The following is a 21943-nucleotide window of genomic DNA, read 5'->3' on the forward strand; positions in this document are numbered from 1 at the left end:
AGACGGGGGTACGCCCTGAAGGGAAGGGGCGGGAGCGCGGAATGACGAACGTCTTCATGGCTCGGCGCCTCCTTCCTCGTCTCACGGGCGTGATGCGCACCCTAAGGACGCGGGCGCTCCCCTGTCCACGCCATTTCCGTCACCGCTGGTGCAACCCCCGCCCGGCCAGCGTCAGATATGCCTCGCCCACCGCCTCCGAGAGGGTGGGATGCGGATGGATGTGCTGCGCCACATCGGCCGGTTCGGCGTCCCAGCCGACGACGAGCTGGCTCTCGGCGATCATCTCGGAGACGTGCGGGCCCACCAGATGGACGCCGAGGACGCGACCGCCCGGCCGTTCGGCCACCACCTTCACCATCCCGCCCTGCCCGTGCACCATGCCCTTGGCGACGGCGGTCAGCGGCATGGTGTTGGCGACGGCCTCGCCGCCCGTACGGTCCAGGGCCTCGGCCTCCGAAAGCCCCACCGAGGCCGTCTGCGGGCTCGAATACGTGACGCGCGGCGCCGCGTCGTAGTCCACCGGCCGGGGCGAGCCGCCCGCCAGCGTCTCGGCCACCAGCAGACCCTCCGCGAACGACGCGTGCGCCAGCCCCGGCGACGGCGGGGGCAGTACGTCGCCCACGGCGTGGACGCCCGGCACCGCCGTCTCCAGCCGCGACCAGTCGGCGGGCGCGAGGAAGCCGCGCCCGTCGGTGGCGATCCCGGCGGCGGCCAGGTCCAGCCCGTCGGTCACCGGCGCGCGGCCGACGGCGATCAGCAGCCGTTCGACGTCCAGCTCGCGCACCTCGCCGCGCGCCGTACGGACGGTCGCGCGCACCCCGTCCTCGTCACGTTCGGCGCCCTCCAACCGGGCCCCGGCCAGCACCTCCACGCCGCGCTTCTTCAGACCGCGGGTCAGATGGCGGCTGACGTCGGCGTCCTCCAGCGGCAGCAGCCGGTCCGCGGCCTCGACCAGCACCACCCGCGCCCCCATGGAGCGGTGCAGCGAGGCGTACTCGACCCCGATGGCGCCCCCGCCCAGCACCAGGACGGACGCCGGGAGGCCGGGCGCGAACAGCGCGTCGTCGCTGGTCACCACGGAGTCCACCGCGTCCAGCGTGGCCTTCACACCCCAGCGCTCGCGCGCCTCGGCGATACCGTCGACCAGCTCCGCCGCGTGCAGCATCGCCTTGCTGGGAACGCAGCCGCGGTGCAGACAGGTCCCGCCGATCAGATCCCGCTCGGCGAGGACGACCCGCAGGCCCAGGGCGGCGGCGCGCAGCGCCGTGCTGTAGCCGCCGGTGCCGTGAACAATCTTCATGCCAGGGGGCGCATGAGCCTGCGTCAGAGGGAATACCTGGTGACCGTCGTCGAGGAGGCGTCCTTCACCCGCGCCGCCGAGCTGCTGGGCGTCACCCAGTCCGCGCTCTCCCACCAGATGAAGGCCCTGGAACGGGAAGCCGGGGGCCCGCTGCTGGAGCGGCTGCCGCGCGGCGCGCGACTCACCCCCATGGGGCGCGCCTTCCTGCCGCACGCCGAGCTGGCGGTGCGCAGCGCCGGACGTGCCTGGCGCGCCGCGCACGCCGCCGCCGGGGCGGAGGGCGGCGAACTGCACCTCGCGACGCTGCACGCCCTCGCCGTCGGCGCCCTCCCCGGGCTCTTCGCCCGCTGGCGGCGCGAACGCCCGGGGATGCGCCTGGTACTGCACGAGTACGCCACCGGCGAGGAACTGCGCGACGCCATGGAACACGGCGTCGCGGACCTCGCGGTCGGCCACCGGCCGAAGGGGTGGACGGGGCCCGTGGTGTCCCTGGGCGAGGAGGAAGTGGTGGTCGTCGTGGCCCCGGACGACCCACTGGCCGGACGACCCACTGGCCGGGCGGCCCGTCGTCGGCCTCATGGACCTGGCCGACCGTGACTGGGTGCGCTGCGCGCTGGAACCGGTGGTCGAGGGCCGCCGCTTCCTCGACCTGGCCTGCGAACGGGCCGGATTCACGCCGCGTACCGCCGTGGACACCGAGCACAGCTCGACGGCGGTCGCCATGGCCGCCGCCGGGGTCGGCGTCCTCATCGCGCCCGCGCACGTGGCGGCCCGGCAGGACTGTGCGACCCTGCCCCTGGACCCACCGTGGCGCCGCGAGGTGACGGCCTTCTCCCGGGTCCGCCTCTCGGGCGCGGCGGCCGCCTTCGTCACCCTGCTGACTCAGGCCAGTTCGGGTTGCGGTTCCGGTTCCGGTTGGAGTGCGGGTGCGGCCTTGGGGTCCCACAGCTGGGTGGCCCGTACGTAGCGGTGGATCACGGAGCCCATCGCGAGCAGGAGGAGCGGGCCGAACACCCAGGGGTGGCGGGCCATCTCCAGCGGCAGGTAGCGATACGCCACCAGGAGCGCGGCGAAGACCGCCGTGCCGTGGGCGACCAGTTGGATTCCCGACCGGTCCCAGCCGTACGCGAACGAGCGCAGCGCGGCCTCGATCGTGAGGGCGAACACCACACCGGCGATGAGGTCCACGCCGTAGTGGTAGCCGAATCCCAGGGTCGCGCTGAGCGTGGCCACCAGCCAGAACGTGCCCGCGAACCGGAGAATTCGCGGGCCCTTGCGGGAATGGATGAAGATTGCGGTGGCCCATGCCGTGTGCAGGCTCGGCATGCAGTTGCGAGGGGTGACCGTATCGAAGGACATCGGATGGGGGACGCCGATCGGCGGGGGCGTGTGCGGCCACAGGCTGGCCAGGTTCCACTCCTCGCCGCCGGTGCCGAACGCCCCGGGGCCGTAGGCGAAGACCGGCCCGACCACCGGGAAGATCATGTAAACGGCGGGCCCGAGCAGGCCGATGGCCAGGAAGGTGCGCACCAGATGGTGGCTCGGAAAGCGGCGCTCGGCCGCCACGTTGCGCATCTGGTACAGCGTGACGATGACCGCGGCCACCGGCAGCTGAATGTAGACGTAGTCGAGCACATGGGCGCCGATCGGGCCGATGGCCTCGACGGCCCGGCCCGCCAGCCACGACGGATTGCCCAGCGCGTGATCGGCGGTCGCCAGATACGGATCGAGCACCGCCGGGCGGGTCTTCGCCGTGATGAGCAGCCAGGTGTCCCCGGTCTTACGCCCCGCCACCAGCAGCAGCCCCAGCGCGACGCCCTTCAGCAGCAGGGCACGCTCCCGGCCCGTGCGCCGTACGACGGCGACGACCGCGCACCCCAGCATCACCCACAGCGCGCCGTTGCCGAAGGGATGGCCGTCGGTCACCTTGATGCCGAGTGCCCATCGCGCCAGCACGAAGACGAGATCGATGCCGATCGCGGCACCCATCGCGATGAACCGTTCCCGCCAGGTGAGCACCACCATCATCAACGCCATACCGGCGTAGAGCAGGAATCCCGACTTGGGCGCGAACACCACCTCGCGCACCTGATTGGAGACCGGCCCCGGCAGGTCGTAGTGGCGCGCGGTGATCTCCAGCCCGATGAGGAACCCGAGGGTCACCAGACCCGCCACCGCCCACAGCACCGCCCGTGGTCGACGCCGCGCGGCGAGGGCAGGTATGCGGTTTATTCGCGAAAACACCCGCGATGCTATAGGTATCAATGGTTTGGCCGCTTTGTTGGTGGTTTGGTTTACGGGGTCACTCTTTGTGCTGGATGGCGTGGCTTTCCAGTGAAGGGCGGGCGATAAGGGCGCTCTTCGTGAATCAGATCATGCTATCTGAACGGCGCGGGTGGATTTCGTTGCTCGCGGGTTGCGTCATGGGGCGTGTCACAGGCCGCCCCCGGAGAACCGCGGCGCCGGTCTGCCGACCGGAGGGGACGGGGGCGGCAGACCGGCTGGGTGAGGTGCGCCTGACGGATCGAGGAGCGGATCAGGGGCACTCTCGGGGACGTCAGTGCACCATGCAGATCGGGGCGGCCGCGGTGTCCGGGGAGCCGCCGCTGGCGGCGTAGCCGAAGGTGGTCGAGGCCCCGGCGGCCAACGAGCCGTTCCAGTCGGCGTTGGTGACCGAGACCGCCGTACCGCTGGTGGTCAACTTGCCGTTCCAGGCGCTGTCGACCCGCTGTCCGGCGGGCAGGGTCCAGTCGACCATCCACGAGGAGAGGGGCGTGGCGCCGGTGTTGGTCACCGTCACCTCGGCCTGGTAACCACCGTTCCAGGTGCTGGTGGTCTTCTGGGCCGCGGTGCACTTGGCGGTGGGCGGGTCGGTGGGGTCACTGCCGCCGGAGCTGGCGCCGGGGACCGTCACTTCGCCGTTGCCGCCGTCGAAGACGACGTCGGAGCAGCTGTAGAAGGTCTCCTGGCTGTCCGAGCGGGTCCAGACGGTGTAGATGATGTGGCGCCCGCTCTTGCCCGAGGGCAGGGTGGCGTTCCACGTGTACTTGCCGTCGACCGTGCCGACCGGGCCGGACTGGGGCGGGTTGGTGACCGTGTCGAACGGCTGGTCCTCCAGGTCGTTCCAGGTGAGCGGCTTCGTCGGGTCGATCGGGTTCTTGGTGACGTAGCTGCGGAACGAACCCGGGTGCGCGGCCCAGGCGTTGTACGAGAACTGCATCGTCTTGCCGGAGGTCAGATGGGTCACCGGCCAGTCCTTGCTGCCCAGGTCGAAGCCGGAGAAGTCGTAGACGGTGGCTGCGCCGCTGCACAGCTTGCCGTCGGGGATGAAGCCCTTGGTGCGGCCCGCGCCGTCCGAGCGGAGCACGGCGAACCAGTTGTAGAACGGGGTCGCGCCGCTCTTGTCGAACGCGGCCTTGCAGGCCGGGTTGGCCGGCTTGACCTCACCGGTGCTGGACAGGCTGTACTTCCAGCACAGATAGGTGCGGCTGCCCGGCATCATGGGCGCGCCGTGGGCGGAGGCGCTGCCTGAGGAGGTGAACACCAGGCCCAGGGCGGGCAGTACGGAGAGCAGTACCAGCAGGGCGTATCGGCGGGCGCGGGAGCCGCCCGGCGGGTGTGGGGGGCGTGCGGGGGCCAGTAATCGTCGAGCCATTGCGCTGGTCTTCCCTTCGACGTGATCGGGTCAGGAACCGTCGGTATGGGAGCGCTCCCAGTTGCTTGGTGAACGTAGCGCGCGGGGGTGTGACTGTAAATGCTTCAGGACGCGAACGCGCCCGGCCCCCGGTCAGGTCCGGACCAGGAGGGCCACCGGGAGCCGGTCCAGCAGGGCGGCGAGCGGGGCCGGGCCCTCGGTCGTGCGGTCGGTCAGCAGGTCCCGCCAGCGGCCCGGGGGCAGGGGCAGCCGGGCGCGGGCGCCCCAGCCGCCCGCCTCCGCCAGGCGCCGGGAGAGGCGGGTGGCGACGGTGATCGCGCCACCGTCACCGGACGCACGGGACGTACGGAGGAACGCCACGCAGTGCTCCGCCGCCGGGCCCGCGGCGATCAGCGGGGTGTAGCGGCTCCCGGGGCCGAACCAGTCCGGATGGTCCCGGCGCAGCCGCAGCGCCGCCCGGGTGAGCAGCAGCTTCTCGGCGGACAGGCCGTCGGCGGCGTGGCCGTCCAGCGTGGGCGGGCGGCGGTTGTCCGGGTCGACGAGGGCCAGGTAGGCGCGCTCGGTGTCCGTGTACAGGTCGGGCACGCCCGGCATGGTCAGATGCAGCAGTGCCGCGCCGAGGGTGTTGGCCCGGGCGGGGGCGGCGAGTTCGGCGGCGAGGGCGTCCAGGGCCGCGGAGGCGGGATCGCCGGGCCCGGCCTCCAGGTAGGCGGTCACGGCGTCCTCGTACGCGGCGTTCTGCTCGGTCCAGGTCGTACGCAGTCCCGCCTCCCGGACCGCCTTCAGGACGGCTGGTACGAGCCGCTGAGGCTCCGCCGCGCCCAGGCCGAACGCGGTCTGCCAGGCCGTCCAGGCGAGTTGCGGATCGGGGGCCTCCGGTCGCGCCGCCAGGTCCGCCAGCAGCCGGGCCCATCCGGCCGGGGCCTCGGTGAGGGCCGCGATCCGCGCCCGTACGTCCGCGCTGCGCTTGGTGTCATGGGTGGACAGCACCGTGCCGGTCGCGGGCCAGTCGGCCAGCAGCCGGGCGGCGAAGGCGTGGAACTCCCCGGGCGAGACGGCCGGGCGCCCGGGGTCGCCGCCCACCTCCGCCGCGGACAGCAGCGGCGTGTAGCGGTAGAAGGCGGTGTCCTCGACGGACTTGGCGCGCAGCGCCGCGGCGGTCTGGGCGAAGCGGGCGCAGAAGTCGCGGTGGTCCGGGCCGTCGCCGAGCCTGCCGAGGGCCGCGTCCCGTACGGTCTCCACCGCCCGGGCCTCCGCCTCGACCGCGGAGGCCGGGAAGGCCGTACGGGCGTCCTCCGCCGCCCGGTGCAGCAGCTCCGCGTCCGCCTCGTCCGCCGGGGCGCCGACGGTGGCGTACGGGCGGTAGACCGGCAGCCGTACGAGCAGCGCGCGGATCGCCGTGCCCAGCGCCCAGGGCGCGTGGTCGCGCAGCGGCGGGGCGGCGGCGCAGATGCGGGCGGCGGTGCGGGTCAGGCGCGCCACCTCAGTGGCCAGTTCGTGCGTCACCACATGGTGGGCGGCGCGGCGGACGGTGGCCGCCCAGTCGCCGCCCTCGTCCGGCGGGGCGGCGGTGAAGCTCCGGTAGGCGGCGGTCAGCTTCGCCAGCCCGTCCGGGTCGACGAAGAGGCCGTCGATGTGGTGCAGCGCGTCGTAGCCGGTCGTCCCGGCGACGGGCCAGCCGGCGGGCAGCGGTTCGTCCCGGGCGAGGATCTTCTCCACGACGGTCCAGCGGCCGTCGCCGCCCGTCGCCGCCCGCACCGCCTCGTCCAGCGTCCGCAGGTAGCCACCGGGGTCCGCGAGGCCGTCCGGGTGGTCCACCCGCAGCCCGTCGAGCACCCCGTCGCGCAGCAGCTCCAGCAGCGTGCCGTGGGTCGCGGCGAAGACCTCGGGGTCCTCGACGCGCACCGCGATCAGCTCGGAGATGGTGAAGAAGCGGCGGTAGTTCAGCTCGGTACGGGCCAGCCGCCACCAGCCGAGCCGGTACCACTGCGCGTCCAGCAGCTCGGCCAGCGGCAGCCGCTCGGTGCCGGGCCGCAGCGGGAACTCGTGGTCGTAGTAGCGCAGCACCCCGTCGTCGCCGGGGCGCAGCCGCTCCCACTCGTCGCCGAGCGGCCCGCCGAGCACGGGCAGCAGCACCTTGCGGCCGTGCTCGGCCCAGTCGATGTCGAACCACCGCGCGTAAGCCGACTCGGGCCCGTCCCGCAGCACCTCCCACAGCGGCCTGTTGAGCCGCTCCGGCACGGGCACCGCCATGTGGTTCGGCACGATGTCGGCGATCAGCCCGAGGCCGTGCGCCCGGGCCGTACGGGCGAGGGCACGCAGCCCCCGCTCGCCGCCCAGCTCGGCCCGTACGGCGGTGTGGTCCACGATGTCGTAGCCGTGCGCCGACCCGGGCCGGGCCTCCAGCACGGGCGACAGATGCAGATGGGAGACGCCGAGCGAGGCCAGATACGGCACGGCCCGCTCGGCGGCCGCGAAGGGGAAACCGGGCTGGAGCTGGAGCCGGTAGGTGGCGGTGGGCGCGATGCGGTCAGCCGTCATATGAACGTACGTACCCACGCGGAGCGCCCCACGAGATGCCGCACCGCCATCCGGGCGCATGGGTTTGGCGGACAGGAAGAAGGCTCGCTCGAGCTGCTTTCCCCGCCGGGACGGGACGCCCGTCGGGACCACCGGGCTGCTGGTCCTGTCCGTCGTCAGCCCCGGAACGGGGTCACATCACGGCGTCGGTCTGAAGTGGGCCGGCAGTGATGCGGAGTGTCCCAACACGAACCGGCTCTTCCTGGTCAAGGTAGAAGATGTGCGTGAACGGGGCGCGCACTACCTTGTCCGGTTCGCTCTTCTTGGCCATGGTTGCCTCGCCGCGCAGCAGGCGGACGCCGTCGTCCGCGGTCCAGAACTCCAGGACCTCGTGGGTGATGATCAGCGGCGCGTCGATCTTGACGAAGAACGCTTTGATGGCCTCGACGCCGTGGATGTGCGCGGTGCCGAAGAACATGTCGGTGTTTTCGGTCAGCGGCGCGAAGCCCTCATCGAACTCCAGGGTGTCGATGGCATCCATGAACTTCAGGACCCAGCCGGGCACGGCCGTCGCTTGTGCGGTGTCTGTCATGGTGACGGTCTCCTGATCAGGCCGCGGCGGGCAGGGCGGTGAGGAAGGCGTCGATCTCGGCGTTGACGCCTTCGGGGTTCTCGCGGGCGGCGAGGTGGGCGGTGTGCTGAAGCACACGGAACGTACTGCCCTCGATGGCGTCGGCCATCTTGCGCACCACGTGAACGGGGAACTGGCTGTCCTCCTCGCCGGCGATGACCAGGACCGGCACATCCCTGATGGTGTTCAGGCGGCGGTGCTCGTCCTTGCGGCCGATGAGGATGCCGCGCAGCGCCCACGCGACCGACTTCGGGTCGTCCCGCAGCACGAACTTGGTGAACTCGACGAACTCCGGGTTGGTGGCCTCGGCGGTCGGCCCGGCGAACGCGCCGCGCGCGGCCTTGGCGGCCAGCGGCGGCATCTTCGCGTGCAGCGAGAGGAACGTGGACAGCGCGGTGGCCCAGATGCTCTCGAACATCGTGGGCAGCGAGGCGGTGCAGTTGATGCCGACCGCCGCCGCGGTCCGTTCCGGGTAGTAGGCCGGGAAGAGCCCGGCGAGCATCCCGCCCCAGCTGTTGCCCACCAGGACGCACTTGTCGATGTCGAGCGCGTCGAGGATCTCGACGAGCACGTCCGAGCAGTCCTTCAGGTCGATGATCTTGCGCAGTGCGTCGGACTTGCCATGCCCGGGACTGTCGATGAGCACGACGCGGTGGGTCGGGGCGAAGTGCTCGTACTGGTGCTGCCACATGGCGCCGTCCATCATCAGGCTGGGCCAGAACACCATGGCCGGACCGTCGGAACGGCCGCCCACGAGCACGTTGATCAGCCCCAGTGAGGTGGGGATCAGCTCCTCGGTGACCCCTTCTTGCCAGTTCGTGGTCATGGTCAGTCCTCTCCCTGGTCGGTGCTCGGAACTACTAGTAGCGTATCACTACTAGTTTCAAATCGATACTAGGTCAGTCGGCGCCGCCCTCCTCGGTGGGCATCGGCCGCAGCGTCGGGGCTTCGACCGGCTGGTGGCAGCTGCTGCACGCGAGATACGGATTGGTCAGGTTGCCGCACACCGTGTGCATCAGCGGGTGATGTGTGATGTCACCGTCGGTCGCATGGGTCTCGGCCCAGCGTGCGATGGCCGCGATGGCGGGGACGACGAGTTCGCGGGCGCTGTCGGTGAGCTCGTACTCGTACCACGGCTTGTCCGAGCGATAGGCGCGCTTGGTGAGCAGACCCAGCTCGGTCAGGCTGTTGAGCCGCGCGGTGAGGATGTTCGCCGAGATGCCCAGGGCGCGCTTGAGTTCGCCGAAGCGGCCGACGCCGAAGAACACCTCCCGCAGGATCTGGTAGTTCCAGCGCTCGGAGATCGCGGCCAGGAACTCCTGCCCGTGCCGGAAGGTGACGTGGCTCCCGTGGTCGGACACGATTTCTCCCCGGTAGTAGTTGTGAAGCGAAAGTAGTTCTGTAATGTTACTGGCCATGGTTGACCGGCCTCGGCCGGGCTCGACCCGGGTGCCGAGGTTCGATCGAGGAGCTGCGGGGAACCCATGCCCTGGCCGTGTGGGACCCGGCTGCTCCGGCCATCGTGAAGGAGTCGCGGCTGTGTTCTTCATCGACACCCTGGACATCGAGACCCTGGGCAATCGCAGCTATCTCGCCGGCGGCCCGCACACCGCGGTCGCCGTCGACCCGCCCCGTGATGTCGACAAGGTGATCGCGGCGGCCGCCCGGCGCGGGGCGCGCATCGCGTACGTCGCCGAAACCCATGTGCACAACGACTATGTGACCGGCGGCCCCGAGCTGGCCCGGCTCACCGGGGCGCGCTACCTCGTCCCCGCCGAGGCCCGCGTCGCCCTCGCCCGTACGCCGGTGGCCGACGGCGACACCGTCACCGTGGACGACGGCCTGGTGCTGCGCGCGGTCGCCACCCCGGGACACACTCCCCACCACACCGCCTATGTGCTGGAGGAGGCGGCGCGCGCGGTCGGCGTCTTCACCGGTGGATCGCTGCTGATCGGCGCCGTGGGACGGACCGACCTGGTCGAGCCGGGGCTCACCGAGCGGCTGGCCAGGGCGCAGCACACCTCGGTGCGCCGGCTCGCCGATCGGCTCGGCGACGAGGTGCCCGTGCTGCCCACCCATGGCTTCGGCAGCTTCTGCTCCTCCGCCCAGGCGCAGGGCGATACGACCACCATCGGACGGGAACGCGCGACCAATGACGCGTTCACGCTGGAGGTGGAGTCGTTCGTCGCCCGTCTCCTCGCGGGGCTGGACGACGTGCCCGCCTACTACGCCCATGTGGGCCCGGTGAACGCGGCCGGACCCGCCCCGCTGGACCTGACGCCGCCCCGGCGGGCCGATCCCCGGCAGATCGCCGAACGGCTCGCCGCCGGGGAATGGGTGGTGGACCTGCGTCACCGCGTCGCCTTCGCCGAGGGCCACCTGGCGGGCACCCTCAACTTCGCGAGCGACGGCAAGCTCGCCACGTATCTGGCCTGGCTGATCCCGTGGGGCACACCCGTGACGCTGCTCGCCGCGACACCGGGCCTGCTCACCGACGCCCAGCGGGAGCTGGCCCGGGTCGGCATCGACCGCCCGGCCGCCGCCGCCCTCGGCGCCCCCGAGGACTGGATCGCCGACGGCGACCGGCTCGCCTCGTTCCCCCGCGCCGGCTTCGCCGCGCTCGCCGCCGCCCGTCGGCGCGGGGAGCGGATGGCGGTGCTCGATGTGCGCCGCGACTCCGAACGCGCTCAGGGCGCCGTCGAGGCGTCGGCGCACATCCCCCTCCACCGCTTGCGCGAACGGCTCGGTGAGGTCCCGGACGGCACCGTGTGGGTGCACTGCGCGAGCGGCATGCGGGCGGCCATCGCCGCCTCCCTGCTCGACGCCGCGGGACGTGACGTCGTCGTCGTGGACGACGACTTCGATGCCGCGGTCCGAGCGGGGCTGACATGAGCGCGGGCACAAAGGGGGATCGGCGAGCGGGAGGGGCCGCGCGGCTTCTCCTTTGAACGGCCCGGAGAGCCCACGTACTCCATCTGAGGTTTCAGGCCGGGCGCTGGAGGACCGTCAGGCTGCGGTCCACCAGGGTCAGCCGGTCGCCCGCCGCGACCTTCTGGCCGCTGCCGGGCTCGACGCCCTCGGGGACGGCCGTGTCCACGATGACCTGCCACTGCTTGCCGTGGTCGACGGGCACGACGAAGTCCAGCGGCTCGTGGTGGGCGTTGAAGAGCAGCAGGAACGAGTCGTCGGTGATGCGCTCGCCCCGGACGCCCGGCTCGGAGATCGCGTTGCCGTTGAGGAAGACCGCGAGGGACTTGGCGTGGGCGGCCTGCCAGTCGCGCTGGCGCATCTCCTCGCCCTCGTGGGTGAACCAGGCGATGTCGGACAGCTCGTCGTGGGTGCCCTCCACCGGGCGGCCGTGGAAGAAGCGGCGGCGGCGGAAGACGGGGTGGTCGCGGCGGAGCCAGATCAGGGAGCGGGTGAACCGGAGCAGCTCCAGGGCCTCCCGGTCGCCCTCGGTGGCGTCCTTGCCCGGGACGGGCCAGCGCACCCAGGAGGTCTCGTTGTCCTGGCAGTACGCGTTGTTGTTGCCGCCCTGGGTGCGGGCGAACTCATCGCCGTGGCTGAGCATGGGCACGCCCTGGGAGAGCATCAGCGTGGCGATGAAGTTGCGCATCTGACGGCTGCGCAGGGCCCGCACCCCGGGGTCGTCGGTGTCGCCCTCGACGCCGCAGTTCCAGGAGCGGTTGTAGCTCTCGCCGTCCTGGTTGGACTCCCCGTTGGCCTCGTTGTGCTTCTCGTCGTAGCTCACCAGGTCGCGCAGGGTGAAGCCGTCGTGGCAGGTGACGAAGTTGACGGAGGCGAGCGGGCGGCGGCCGTCGCCCTGGTAGAGGTCGGAGGAGCCGGTGAGCCGGGAGGCGAATTCGGCCAGGGTGCGGGGCTCGCCGCGCCACAGATCGCGCACGGTGTCCCGGAACTTCCCGTTCCACTCGGTCCACAGCGGCGGGAAGTTCCCCACCTGGTAGCCGCCCTCGCCGACATCCCACGGCTCGGCGATCAGCTTCACCTGGCTGACCACCGGGTCCTGCTGCACCAGGTCGAAGAACGACGACAGCCGGTCCACCTCGTGGAACTGACGGGCCAGCGTCGCCGCCAGATCGAAGCGGAAGCCGTCCACCCGCATCTCGGTCACCCAGTAGCGCAGCGAGTCCATGATCAGCTGGAGCACGTGCGGGCTCCGCATCAGCAGGGAGTTCCCGGTGCCGGTGGTGTCCGTGTAGTACCGCCGGTCCTCGCCCAGCCGGTAGTACGAGGCGTTGTCCAGGCCCCGGAAGGAGAGCGTCGGGCCCAGGTGGTTGCCCTCGGCGGTGTGGTTGTAGACGACGTCGAGGATGACCTCGATGCCCGCCTGGTGCAGCGCCCGCACCGCCGACTTGAACTCCAGCACCTGCTGCCCCCGGTCGCCCCAGGAGGCATAGGCGTTGTGCGGGGCGAAGAAGCCGATGGTGTTGTAGCCCCAGTAGTTGGCCAGCCCCTCGTCCACCAGCCGGTGGTCGTGGACGAACTGGTGGACGGGCATCAGCTCCAGCGTGGTGACGCCCAGTTCCGTCAGATGCTCGATGATCGCCGGATGGGCCAGCGCCGCGTAGGTCCCGCGCAGTTCCTCGGGGAGCCGCGGATGGCGCATGGTCAGGCCCTTCACATGGGCCTCGTAGATGACCGTGCGGTGGTAGTCGGTGCGCGGCGGCCGGTCGTCGCCCCAGTCGAAGTACGGATTGACCACGACCGACGCCATCGTATGGGGGGCCGAGTCCAGGTCATTGCGCTTGTCGGGGCGGTAGAAGTGGTAGCCGTAGACCTCCTCGCCCCAGTCGATCTTCCCGCTGATGGCCTTGGCGTACGGGTCCAGCAGCAGCTTGGCGGAATTGCAGCGGTCCCCGCGCTCCGGTGCGTACGGGCCGTGGGCCCGGAAGCCGTAGCGCTGACCCGGCATGATGCCCGGCAGATAGGCGTGGCGGACGAACGCGTCGGTCTCGCGCAGCTCGACCGCGGTCTCCGAGCCGTCGTCGTGCAGCAGACACAGCTCGATCCGCGTGGCGGACTCGGAGTACACCGCGAAGTTGGTTCCGGCGCCGTCGTACGTGGCGCCCAGGGGATAAGCGTGTCCCGGCCAGACCTGCATACGCCGACTCTTCCACTTCTTCTCCCGGGGCCGCGAGCACCGCGGGCCCCGGCCGGAACCGACCGACGACGCATCCTTTCCCAACTCGGGCGGGAGAGCGGCGGTTTCGGCAGAACTTCCTCGAAGGCGAGGCAACCTACGGCCATATCGGTTCGTCCTACCGGGTGACCTTGACGTATGCGATATCCGGGTAAGACGGTGCATACGCCTCGATGCTTCGACAGGGGGGATTGGGGAAGAATGTGCGCACGGTGAACCATCGCCATCTGGGGAGAGTGCTGGCGGGCGCGGCCGTGGCCGCCACGGCGACGGCGGTCATGATCGGGGTCACGCTGCCGGACCACGCGTCCGGCAAGGAGGGATCGGGCGGCGGACCGCAGGGTTCCGCGGCGGAGCAGGGGCAGGCGGCCCGCCAGCTGCCCGGCGTGGTCGAGGCCGCGCCCGTCCAGGGGAAGACCGGCAAGGGGCGGGACCCGCTCACCGACGCCGAGCTGAAGCGGGCCCAGTCGCTCGCGCTCGACCGCGGCTTCCGGAACAGCAGCGAGGACGTCACGGGCGGCAAGGGCCCGGAGCGGCTCTCCACCGACCTCGCCGAGCTGACCCCCGACGAGGTCGGCGACGCCGCGCCGCCCCGCCGGGCCGACGTCACGTACTACGACTACCGCGACGACACCTATGTGACGAAGACCGTCGACCTGGGTTCGGGCAAGGTCGAGCACACCGACACCCAGCGCGGTGTCCAGCCGCCGCCCAACCGGGACGAGGCGCGCGAGGCGGCCCGGCTGCTGATCGCCGACAAGCTCGGCCAGGGGCTGAAGAAGGACTTCAAGGACGCCACCGGCAAGACGCTGAACAGCCCCGACCAGCTGACCGTCACCGGCTTCGTCTACCGCACGGGCGTGGACGCCCCGGGCCCCGCCGCCACCCGGGACTGCGGCAAGCACCGCTGCGTCCGGCTGTTCACCAGGATCGCGGGCGGCCCCTGGATCGACACCCGGCAGCTGGTCATCGACCTGAGCGCCCGGTCCGTCGCCCGGCTGGACTCCTAGTCCGGCGTCCCTCCCCTTGCGCACATTTCTCCCCTTCAGTGACAGGAGTCACCCCCATGCGTGAAAGAAGGCTGCGCCGGACCCGTGCCCGGTTCGCGGCGGTCCTCGGCGCCTCCGCGCTGGTCGGCACGGCGGCGATCGCCGCCGGACCGGCCCAGGCCGCGCCGCGGACACCGGCCGAGGCCCCGGCGGCCGCCGCGGACTGCAGCGCCGCGTACTCGATCAAGGAGACCCTGGACGGCGGCACCACCTGGCGGATGTGCTGGCACTACGAGAGCAAGGCCGGGCTCGTGCTCGACGACGTCTCGTACCAGCCCAAGGGCGAAACCCGCCCGATCAAGGTGCTGACCACGGCGAAGCTCGGCCAGATCCACGTCCCGTACGACGACGGCAAGACCGAGTACGACGACCTCACCGGGCAGGGCTTCGCGCAGGGGCTGCAACAGCTGGCCCCGGCCGAATGCCCCGGCGGCACCATCAAGACCGTGCGGGTGCCGGACTCCTGGGACCCCGAGCACCCGGACGTCAAGGGGCTGTGCGCCACCACCCGGGCCCGCGGCCACGCCTACCGCATGAACGACGGCCGGAAGCTCTACCAGGCCCAGGGCAAGGACCTGCTGGTCTACACCGTCAACCAGGTCGGCTGGTACGAGTACATCACCGAGTGGCGGTTCTCCGGTGACGGCACGATGACCATGCAGGTCGGCGCCACCGGCACGCTCTCCCCGATGGACTACGACGCGGGCGACGGCCGCGGCTGGCCGATCGGCAAGGGCGCCAAGGACTACGCCACCAGCCACGCCCACAACGTCTTCTGGCGGCTGAACTTCGGCCTCGACGGTTCCGCGAAGAGCAAGGTCGAGCAGTACGACTCCAAGACCACGGCCACCGCGGGCCGCATCCCCACCACCAAGACCACCCGCACCCCGGTCACCAAGGAGCTGGCGGGCGACGCGGCGGGGGCGCGCTGGTGGCGCGTGGTGAGCACGGCGGGCAAGAACAAGGACGGCCATCCGCGCAGCTACGAGATCGTGCCCGGCCACACCACCAAGTACCAGGGACGCAGTTACACCAAGCACGACGTCTACTTCACGCAGTACAACAAATGTGAACAGTTTGCGAGCAACAATCTGGCGAACTGTGGCGCCGGGGCCGGTAAGAGCGTCGACAAGTGGGTCAACGGCCAGTCGCTCACCCACCCGGTGGTGTGGGTCAACGTCGGGTTCCACCACATCGCCCGTGATGAGGACCAGGAACCGATGCCGCTGCACTGGCAGGGCTTCCAGCTCGCGCCCCGCGACGTGACCGCGATGAACCCCCTGACGCCCCCTGCACTGGCTCGTCACAACGGCCATACAGAAGACTAAGGTTGACCTTCGGGCCGACCGGAGTGTCGCACCGCCCCCGCCCGAGCAGTAGTCTGCGGTGATCGTTGGAGCGGGGGCGGAAGGCGGTGCGCAGGTGAGCTCGGGTGGGCTGGAGCTGCCCCCTGGTGACGGAGGTCCCGGGGGTGACGGCTCCACCGAGGCACCCCCCGGTGCGGTTTCCCTGGTGCGTCCGATGGAGATCGGAGCGGAACTGGACTGGGGCGCCGACGCCTGGGACGAGGTACGGACGCGGGCGCGCCGGGCCGGGCGGGCCTACATCTGGCTGAATCTGGTCGAACAGCGGCTGCGCGCGGTCGTCGGCGCGGTGCTCCGGCCGATCTACGAGCCGGTTCACGGCGACGACTGGGTCATCGCCGCCGCCGGACCCGCCGGTCAGGAGTGGGTGCAGCGGGCCGTGGCGGTACGGGAGGTGAGCCGCCGCAAGGGCTATCTGCTCGACCCGGCCGACGACAATGTGCTCAGCTTCCTCACCCTGCCCCAGCTGCGCGAACTCCTCGTCCAGCACTGGCCGTGCTTCGAGCCCTACCTGGACGACCGGCGCGAGGTCGAACTCGCCCTGGACGAGCTGGAGGTCGCCCGCAACGTCGTCTCCCGCAACCGCGCCCTCTCCGGCACCGTGCTCGCCCAGGCCGAGCGCGCCTCGGCCCGGCTGCTGGAGATCCTGGGCAGCGGCACCGGCGACCCCTCCACCGACCGGCTGCCCATCGACGCCGTCGAGGACCTGGTCGGCGACCGCTACGCGGATGTGGTCGGCGTCCACCCCGACCGGGTGCGGCTCCAGCGGCAGCTGCCCGTCGAGGACCTGTTCGCGGGCGCCCGCCGCCTGGACGCGGTCGGCATCGGGCTCAACCTCCTGGTCCAGAACTACTCCGGCCGCCGCCTGGTCCGCCTCGCCGAGGCCGGCTGCCGCGCCCGGCTGCTCTTCCTCAACCCCGCCAGCAGCGCGGTCCGGCGGCGGGAACGCGAGCTGGGGCTGAAGAAGGGCGAGCTGAGCCGGTCGGTGGAGATGAACATCCTCCACATGCGCCGGGTGCGCGCCGCCCTCCGCGACCCGGGCGCCTTCGAGATCCACGTCTTCGACGAGACGCCCCGCTTCACCGCCTACCTGGTCAACGGCGACGGCTCCGACGGCCTCGCCGTCGTCCAGTCCTATCTGCGCAAGGCCCGCGGCATGGAGGCCCCGGTCCTGGTCCTGCGCGGCGGCGGCCGCGGCCGCGAGGTGGTCCGCGAGGGCCGCGACCCCAACGAGGGCGACGGCGGGCTCTTCGGCACCTACCGCGAGGAGTTCGAAAGCGTCTGGGCGGACTCCCGGCCGGTGTCCTGAACGGAGCTTCCGCAGATCCAGGCTGACGGAGGAGGGGGACCAAGTGACTGACGAGCTGGCGGAGTCGGGGGAGTCCACGACCGTTGTGGTGATCGGTGCGGGGCCGGCCGGTCTGACCGTCGCCAACCTGCTGCGGCGCAGCGGCATCGACTGCGTGATCCTGGAACGCCGGACGCGTGAGCGCGTGGCACAGCGCCAGCGGGCCGGGATCGTCGAAACCCGCGCCGTCCGGATGTTCGAGTCCTGGGGGCTGGCCGACCAAGTCCTCGGCGGCCCTCCGTCCGACGGCCTTCTGGAGTTCCGGGTGGACGGCGAGAGCCACGTCGTGTCCGACGACGACGGCTCCGAAGGCCCCCGGGCCCGCCTCTGCCCCCAGCAGGTGCTGGTCCAGAAGCTCACGGCCACGTACCTCGCCGATGGCGGCGACCTGCGCTTCGAGGCCGCCGACATCTCCCTGCACGACGTGGCCGGCGACCGCCCGACCGTCCGCTACCGCACCGCCGACGGCACTCTCCGCGCCATCACGTGCGCCTTCGTCGCCGGCTGCGACGGTGACCATGGCATCAGCCGGGCCGCCGTCCCCGACGGCGTTCTCACCGCCCATACCTTCGATCACGGCATCGGCTGGCTCACCGTCCTCGCCGACGCCCCGCCACCGGCCCGACCCCTCCTCGCCGTCAGCCCGCACGGCTTCGCCGCCCACTTCCCCCGCGGCCCGCACACCAGTCGCTACTACCTTCAGTGCCCGCCCGACGATCACCCCGACGCCTGGTCCGACAGCCGCGTCTGGGACGCGTTGCGCACCCGGCTCGCCGACCCGGCCCTCGTCCCCGGCCCGATCACCGACCGCGAGATCTTCCGGCTCCGCAGCCTCGTCCACGACCCCATGCAGTACGGTCGCCTCTTCCTCGTCGGCGACGCCGCCCACATCGTCTCCCCCTTGGGCGGCAAGGGCATGAACCTCGCCCTCTACGACGCGGACCTCTTCGCCCGCGCCGTCCGCGACTCCGTCCACGACCACGACGACACCGGACTGCGCACCTACTCACAGCGCTGCCTCCGCCGGGTCTGGAACGACCAGGAGTTCTCCCACTGGCTGACCCGGACCCTCCACGACGCCGGTGACGACACCCACTCCGGCCCGTTCCGCCGCGGCCTGGCCCGGGCCAGGCTCGACCGCCTCTTCACCTCCCGCAACGCCGCCCGCGCCTTCGCGGAACTCATGACGGGGCTTAACCCCGCCCCGGACGTCAAGCGGCGGGAGGCCGACCGGTAGACAAGGGCCAGACCTCGACCACGCCTTGTGCGACCGCGCAGGGCGTCTTCGACACGAGTTCGACGGCCTCCTCGATGGTCGCGGCCTCGATGATCCCGAACCCGGCCACGGGGAGGGCCGAGGACATGAAGGAACCGCCCTCCACGATCACGCTGGCACCGTCGTGGTTGCGCACCTGTACGGGCGGGCCGGCGATGCCCATCACGGCCCCGGCCTCGACCATGCGGGCGTCATGCGCATGTGCCTCGTCCCGTACCGCAGGGTCGGTACGGTCATAGCCGTCCCGGTCCCCGTATCCGATGGTCACGAATGTCGCCATAGCAGGGCCTTCCTCTCGTTCCTACGGAGTGCTCACCCTTACCGACTCTCGACCGTGCCCGAACTCATCGGTGCGCTGCGGGGCCGGACGGTGCGGGCCGTCCAGCGGCCTTCGGTGCGGGTGATGTGGACCGGGTGGTCGAAGCACTTGGTGATGGCGTCGGTGGTCACCACCTCGTCCACCGCGCCCGACGCCAGGCACTGTCCGGCGCGCAGCAGCATCGCGTGGGTGGTGGACGCGGGCAGCTCCTCCAGGTGGTGGGTCACCAGGACCGTGGCCAGGTCCGGGTGGGCGAGCCGCAGGGCGTCCAGGCTGTCCAGGAGCTGTTCGCGAGCGGCCAGGTCGAGGCCGGTGGCCGGTTCGTCGAGGAGGAGCAGCCGGGGCCGGGGCATCAGCGCGCGGGCGATCAGCACCCGGCCGCGCTGTCCCTGGGAGAGCGTTGGCCAGCGCGCGTCGAGCTTGTCGGCCATGCCGAGGGTGGTCAGCAGCCGCTCGGCCCGTTCGCGCTGGGCGGGGTCGGGGTGGCGGCGGGGGACCGGTTCGACGGTGTTGGTCAGCCCGGTCAGCACGACGTCCCGCGCCCGCAGCGGGGAGCGCAGCGGATGCCGGGGGTCGACATGGCCCACGTACGCGCGCAGCTCCCGCAGGTCGACCCGGCCCAGGGTGCGGCCCAGCACCTCGACCGTGCCCCGGGTGGGGTGGGCGTGGGCGCCCAGCAGGCTCAGCAGGGTCGATTTTCCCGCGCCGTTCGGGCCCAGCAGTGCCCAGTGCTCGCCCTCGCGGACGGTCAGCGCGATCGAGCGCAGCAGATACGTGCCGTCGCGGACCACGTCGACGTCGTCGGCCCTCAGGACGGGCGTGCCGGTCATCGTGCCTCCTCGGCGATGAGCGTCATCACGGATTCCAGGTTCTTGACGGTGGCGGCGATCGCGGCCTCGGGGTCGCCCTCCGCCAGGGCGTCGAGCAGCGCCGTATGGGCGCAGGTCAGATCGGGCAGCCCGGTCTCGTGGACGACCATCTCGATCAGTTCCTCGCGCAGCACCGGCAGGACGGAGGTGAACAGGCCGAGCAGGACGGCGTTGCCGGACAGCTCCACGACCGTGCGGTGGAAGGCCAGATCGGCGTCCACGAAGGCGGCGGGTCCGGTTCCGGCCGCCTTCTGGCGGCGCTTGAGGTCGTCGGTGAGCCGGGTGATGTCCTCCGGGCGCACCCGTCGCGCGGCCAGCCGGGCGGCCTCCACCTCGAGGGCCCGGCGGACCTCGTAGACCTCCAGCAGCCGGGCGCGGCGCAGCAGTTGCGTCACGTCGCGGGCCTCCGGCGGCTCCTCGGCGGCGTACGTGCCCGAGCCGTGGCGTACGTCCAGCAGGCCGTCGTGGGCCAGCAGCCGGACGGCCTCGCGCACCGAGGAGCGACCGACGCCCAGTTCGGCGGCGAGCGTCACCTCGCTGGGGAGGCGCTGGCCGGGTCTCCAGCGGCCCTCGGCGAGCATCGTGCGCAGGGCGCTCTCGACTTGCGGCACCACGCGCCCATGCCGCAGCGGTGAGGCTTCCGCCATCTCGTCTCTCCCGACGGGTTGTTGATCACGTGCGATGGCGCAGCGGACTCTAGCAGAAGTCCTCAGACGTCTGAGGAATCGGGGGTGGCCGGGCGGCGCAAGAGGTGCGCAACCGCCCGCAAACCGGCGCCCAAGCGGACGGGCCCAAGCTGCCCTTGGGCGAAGCGCCAGGCGAAGCGTCACAGGCCGAATCGGGGGGAGTGGTCCAGTGCATCTGCTCGACCTGCTCGCGGCCCGCGCCGAACCGGCGGCCGCTGTCCTGCTGACCCTCACCCGGCGCTGCCCGCTCGCGTGCGCGCACTGTTCGACCGCCTCCTCGTTGAGGAGCGAGCAGATCGACGCCGCCGTGCTGAAGCGTTTCGTCGGAACCTTCACCGCGCATGACCGTCCCGAGTATGTCCCGCTGACGGGCGGTGAACCACTGCTGAGGCCCCCGGCTGGTCCGGGAGATCGCGGAGCGGGTACGGGAGGTCGGGGGCCGTACGCATCTGCTGTCCGGGATGTTCTTCGCGGCCCACGGCCGGACGCCCGGGCCGGTGAGGCGGGCCATCGACGCCGTGGACCACTTCGCGGCCAGCCTCGACGCCTTCCACGAACCGGATGACCGGGTGCCGGTCCTCGTCACGGTCGTACGCAGTGCTGGGCGCGCTGGGCGAGCCGGGGGTGGCCGCGCGGGTCGGAGCGGTGCTGGAGCGGCCCGGAGTGCGGGCGGTGGAGCGGCGGATCGCCGGGCTCACACGAGACGGCGGGTGAGGCGTTTACGCGGCGTTATGGGTTGAGAGGTATTGGGAGGTGGCCGCTCTCGGGCATGGAGCAGGTGCGTCGTGACGACTGCCACCGACGCGCTCGACGCCAGGATCGGGCTGCTGCGGCCGGGGCTGCGCAGCCCCGACTCGATCACACTCCGCACGCGGCGAGCAGCATCGCGGCCAGGGCCGAGGCGCACAGCGCGCCGATGAATCCGTACCGGTGGTGCCGGATTCCGCCGAGAGCGAGGCGCAGCACCGTCAGCCCCCCATCCGCGCCATGCGGTCGGCGACCCGCTGCGGCGTCGGGTTCTCCATCGCGTCGACCAGGGTGCCGTCGGCGAGGAACAGCACCCGGTCCGCGTACGCGGCGGCGCCCGGATCGTGGGTGACCATGACCAGCGTCTGGCCCGTGCCGTCCACCACATCGCGCAGCAGCCGCAGCACGTCCTGGCCCGAGGACAGGTCGAGGGCGCCGGTCGGCTCGTCGGCGAAGACCACCTCGGGCCGGGTGACCAGGGCGCGGGCCACGGCGACCCGCTGCTGCTGGCCGCCGGACAGTTCGGCGGGCCGGTGGCCAAGACGCTCGGTGAGCCCGGTGCGGTGCACCACGTCCCGCATCCAGTCGCGGTCCGGGCGCTTCCCGGCGAGCCGGAACGGCAGCAGGATGTTGTCCTTCGCGGTCAGGGACGGCACCAGGTTGAACGACTGGAAGACAAAGCCGATCCGCTCCCGTCGCAGCAGCGTCAGCTTGTGCTCACGCAGCCTGCTGATCTCGGTGTCGCCCAGGAACACCCCGCCGGAGGTGGGACGGTCGAGACCGGCGGCGCAGCGCAGGAAGGTCGACTTGCCCGATCCTGACGGGCCCATGATGGAGGTGAACGACCCCGGTGGCAGTGCCACGGTGACGCCGCGCAGCGCGTGGACCGTGCCGTCCCCCCGGCCGTAGCGCCTGGTCACGTCCTCCAGCCGCATGGCGGGGAGCGTGCCCCGCGTGGTCATGCGCGCCGTCTGATCCGGCAGCGTCATCAGATGCCTTCCTCTCCGTGGTGGTTCAT

General features: G+C 71.6%; 17 protein-coding genes and 1 pseudogene. 6 read left to right on the top strand and 12 right to left on the bottom strand.

Annotated elements, in window-relative coordinates; all coding sequences use genetic code 11:
- Positions 1-139 precede the first annotated feature (139 nt).
- On the bottom strand, positions 140-1300 hold the full coding sequence (locus ACH4TL_RS34615) for an FAD-dependent oxidoreductase (RefSeq protein ID WP_398324223.1): 1161 nt from the start codon (positions 1298-1300) through the stop codon (positions 140-142).
- A gap of 12 nt (positions 1301-1312) precedes the next feature.
- Here ACH4TL_RS34615 and ACH4TL_RS34620 point away from each other — a divergent pair.
- Positions 1313-2267: pseudogene (locus ACH4TL_RS34620) on the top strand (LysR substrate-binding domain-containing protein).
- Here ACH4TL_RS34620 and ACH4TL_RS34625 read toward each other — a convergent pair.
- The 6 genes from ACH4TL_RS34625 to ACH4TL_RS34650 form a co-directional block, all read right to left on the bottom strand.
- Positions 2183-3544, bottom strand: a complete 1362-nt coding sequence (locus ACH4TL_RS34625; RefSeq protein ID WP_398324225.1) for a phosphatase PAP2 family protein — start codon at positions 3542-3544, stop codon at positions 2183-2185. The pseudogene ACH4TL_RS34620 and the gene ACH4TL_RS34625 sit on opposite strands and share 85 nt — an antisense overlap.
- A gap of 313 nt (positions 3545-3857) precedes the next feature.
- The gene (locus tag ACH4TL_RS34630; RefSeq protein ID WP_398324228.1) at positions 3858-4955 is read right to left on the bottom strand and encodes a lytic polysaccharide monooxygenase; all 1098 of its coding nucleotides are present in this window, start codon (positions 4953-4955) and stop codon (positions 3858-3860) included.
- Between the two features lie 132 nt (positions 4956-5087).
- Positions 5088-7496, bottom strand: a complete 2409-nt coding sequence (gene treY, locus ACH4TL_RS34635; protein WP_398324230.1) for a malto-oligosyltrehalose synthase — start codon at positions 7494-7496, stop codon at positions 5088-5090.
- Positions 7497-7668: 172 nt separating this feature from the next.
- Positions 7669-8067 carry a nuclear transport factor 2 family protein gene (locus ACH4TL_RS34640; protein ID WP_398324232.1) on the bottom strand — a complete coding sequence of 133 codons (399 nt, stop codon included), beginning with the start codon at positions 8065-8067 and terminating at the stop codon, positions 7669-7671.
- A gap of 16 nt (positions 8068-8083) precedes the next feature.
- On the bottom strand, positions 8084-8932 hold the full coding sequence (locus ACH4TL_RS34645) for an alpha/beta fold hydrolase (RefSeq protein ID WP_398324234.1): 849 nt from the start codon (positions 8930-8932) through the stop codon (positions 8084-8086).
- Between the two features lie 73 nt (positions 8933-9005).
- Positions 9006-9467 (bottom strand): winged helix-turn-helix transcriptional regulator, encoded by a 462-nt coding sequence (locus ACH4TL_RS34650; RefSeq protein ID WP_398324237.1) that lies wholly within the window; start codon positions 9465-9467, stop codon positions 9006-9008.
- A gap of 178 nt (positions 9468-9645) precedes the next feature.
- Here ACH4TL_RS34650 and ACH4TL_RS34655 point away from each other — a divergent pair, with 178 nt between their 5' ends.
- Positions 9646-10998, top strand: coding sequence for a rhodanese-like domain-containing protein (locus tag ACH4TL_RS34655; RefSeq protein ID WP_398324240.1), 1353 nt, complete (start codon positions 9646-9648; stop codon positions 10996-10998).
- 91 nt (positions 10999-11089) lie between these two features.
- Here the strand turns inward: ACH4TL_RS34655 and glgX are convergent, their stop codons facing one another.
- Positions 11090-13228, bottom strand: coding sequence for a glycogen debranching protein GlgX (gene glgX, locus ACH4TL_RS34660; protein ID WP_398324242.1), 2139 nt, complete (start codon positions 13226-13228; stop codon positions 11090-11092).
- A 242-nt stretch (positions 13229-13470) separates the two neighbouring features.
- Here glgX and ACH4TL_RS34665 point away from each other — a divergent pair, with 242 nt between their 5' ends.
- The 4 genes from ACH4TL_RS34665 (at position 13471) to ACH4TL_RS34680 (ending at position 18265) form a co-directional block, all read left to right on the top strand.
- Entirely contained in the window at positions 13471-14277 is an 807-nt protein-coding gene (locus ACH4TL_RS34665; RefSeq protein WP_398324244.1) for a Tat pathway signal sequence domain protein, read from the top strand.
- Between the two features lie 56 nt (positions 14278-14333).
- Positions 14334-15644 (top strand): copper amine oxidase, encoded by a 1311-nt coding sequence (locus ACH4TL_RS34670; RefSeq protein ID WP_398324246.1) that lies wholly within the window; start codon positions 14334-14336, stop codon positions 15642-15644.
- Between the two features lie 94 nt (positions 15645-15738).
- Positions 15739-16989 (top strand): SAV2148 family HEPN domain-containing protein, encoded by a 1251-nt coding sequence (locus tag ACH4TL_RS34675; RefSeq protein ID WP_398324248.1) that lies wholly within the window; start codon positions 15739-15741, stop codon positions 16987-16989.
- Positions 16990-17032: 43 nt separating this feature from the next.
- Positions 17033-18265: a 4-hydroxybenzoate 3-monooxygenase gene (locus ACH4TL_RS34680; RefSeq protein ID WP_398324250.1), complete on the top strand. Its 1233-nt coding sequence runs from the start codon at positions 17033-17035 to the stop codon at positions 18263-18265.
- Here the strand turns inward: ACH4TL_RS34680 and ACH4TL_RS34685 are convergent.
- The 4 genes from ACH4TL_RS34685 to ACH4TL_RS34700 all read right to left on the bottom strand — a co-directional run bounded on the left by ACH4TL_RS34685 (position 18240) and on the right by ACH4TL_RS34700 (position 21914).
- Entirely contained in the window at positions 18240-18584 is a 345-nt protein-coding gene (locus ACH4TL_RS34685; protein ID WP_398324252.1) for a hypothetical protein, read from the bottom strand. The genes ACH4TL_RS34680 and ACH4TL_RS34685 overlap by 26 nt on opposite strands.
- 38 nt (positions 18585-18622) lie before the next feature.
- Positions 18623-19453 carry an ABC transporter ATP-binding protein gene (locus ACH4TL_RS34690; protein ID WP_398324254.1) on the bottom strand — a complete coding sequence of 277 codons (831 nt, stop codon included), beginning with the start codon at positions 19451-19453 and terminating at the stop codon, positions 18623-18625.
- On the bottom strand, positions 19450-20139 hold the full coding sequence (locus ACH4TL_RS34695) for a FadR/GntR family transcriptional regulator (protein WP_398324256.1): 690 nt from the start codon (positions 20137-20139) through the stop codon (positions 19450-19452). Before ACH4TL_RS34695 ends, ACH4TL_RS34690 begins: the two co-directional genes overlap by 4 nt.
- 1007 nt (positions 20140-21146) lie before the next feature.
- The gene (locus ACH4TL_RS34700; protein ID WP_398324258.1) at positions 21147-21914 is read right to left on the bottom strand and encodes an ABC transporter ATP-binding protein; all 768 of its coding nucleotides are present in this window, start codon (positions 21912-21914) and stop codon (positions 21147-21149) included.
- Positions 21915-21943: the final 29 nt, after the last annotated feature.

The sequence above is a fragment of the Streptomyces sp. NPDC021115 genome (genome assembly GCF_044333065.1).
In the GTDB taxonomy this organism is placed as follows: Bacteria; Actinomycetota; Actinomycetes; order Streptomycetales; family Streptomycetaceae; genus Streptomyces.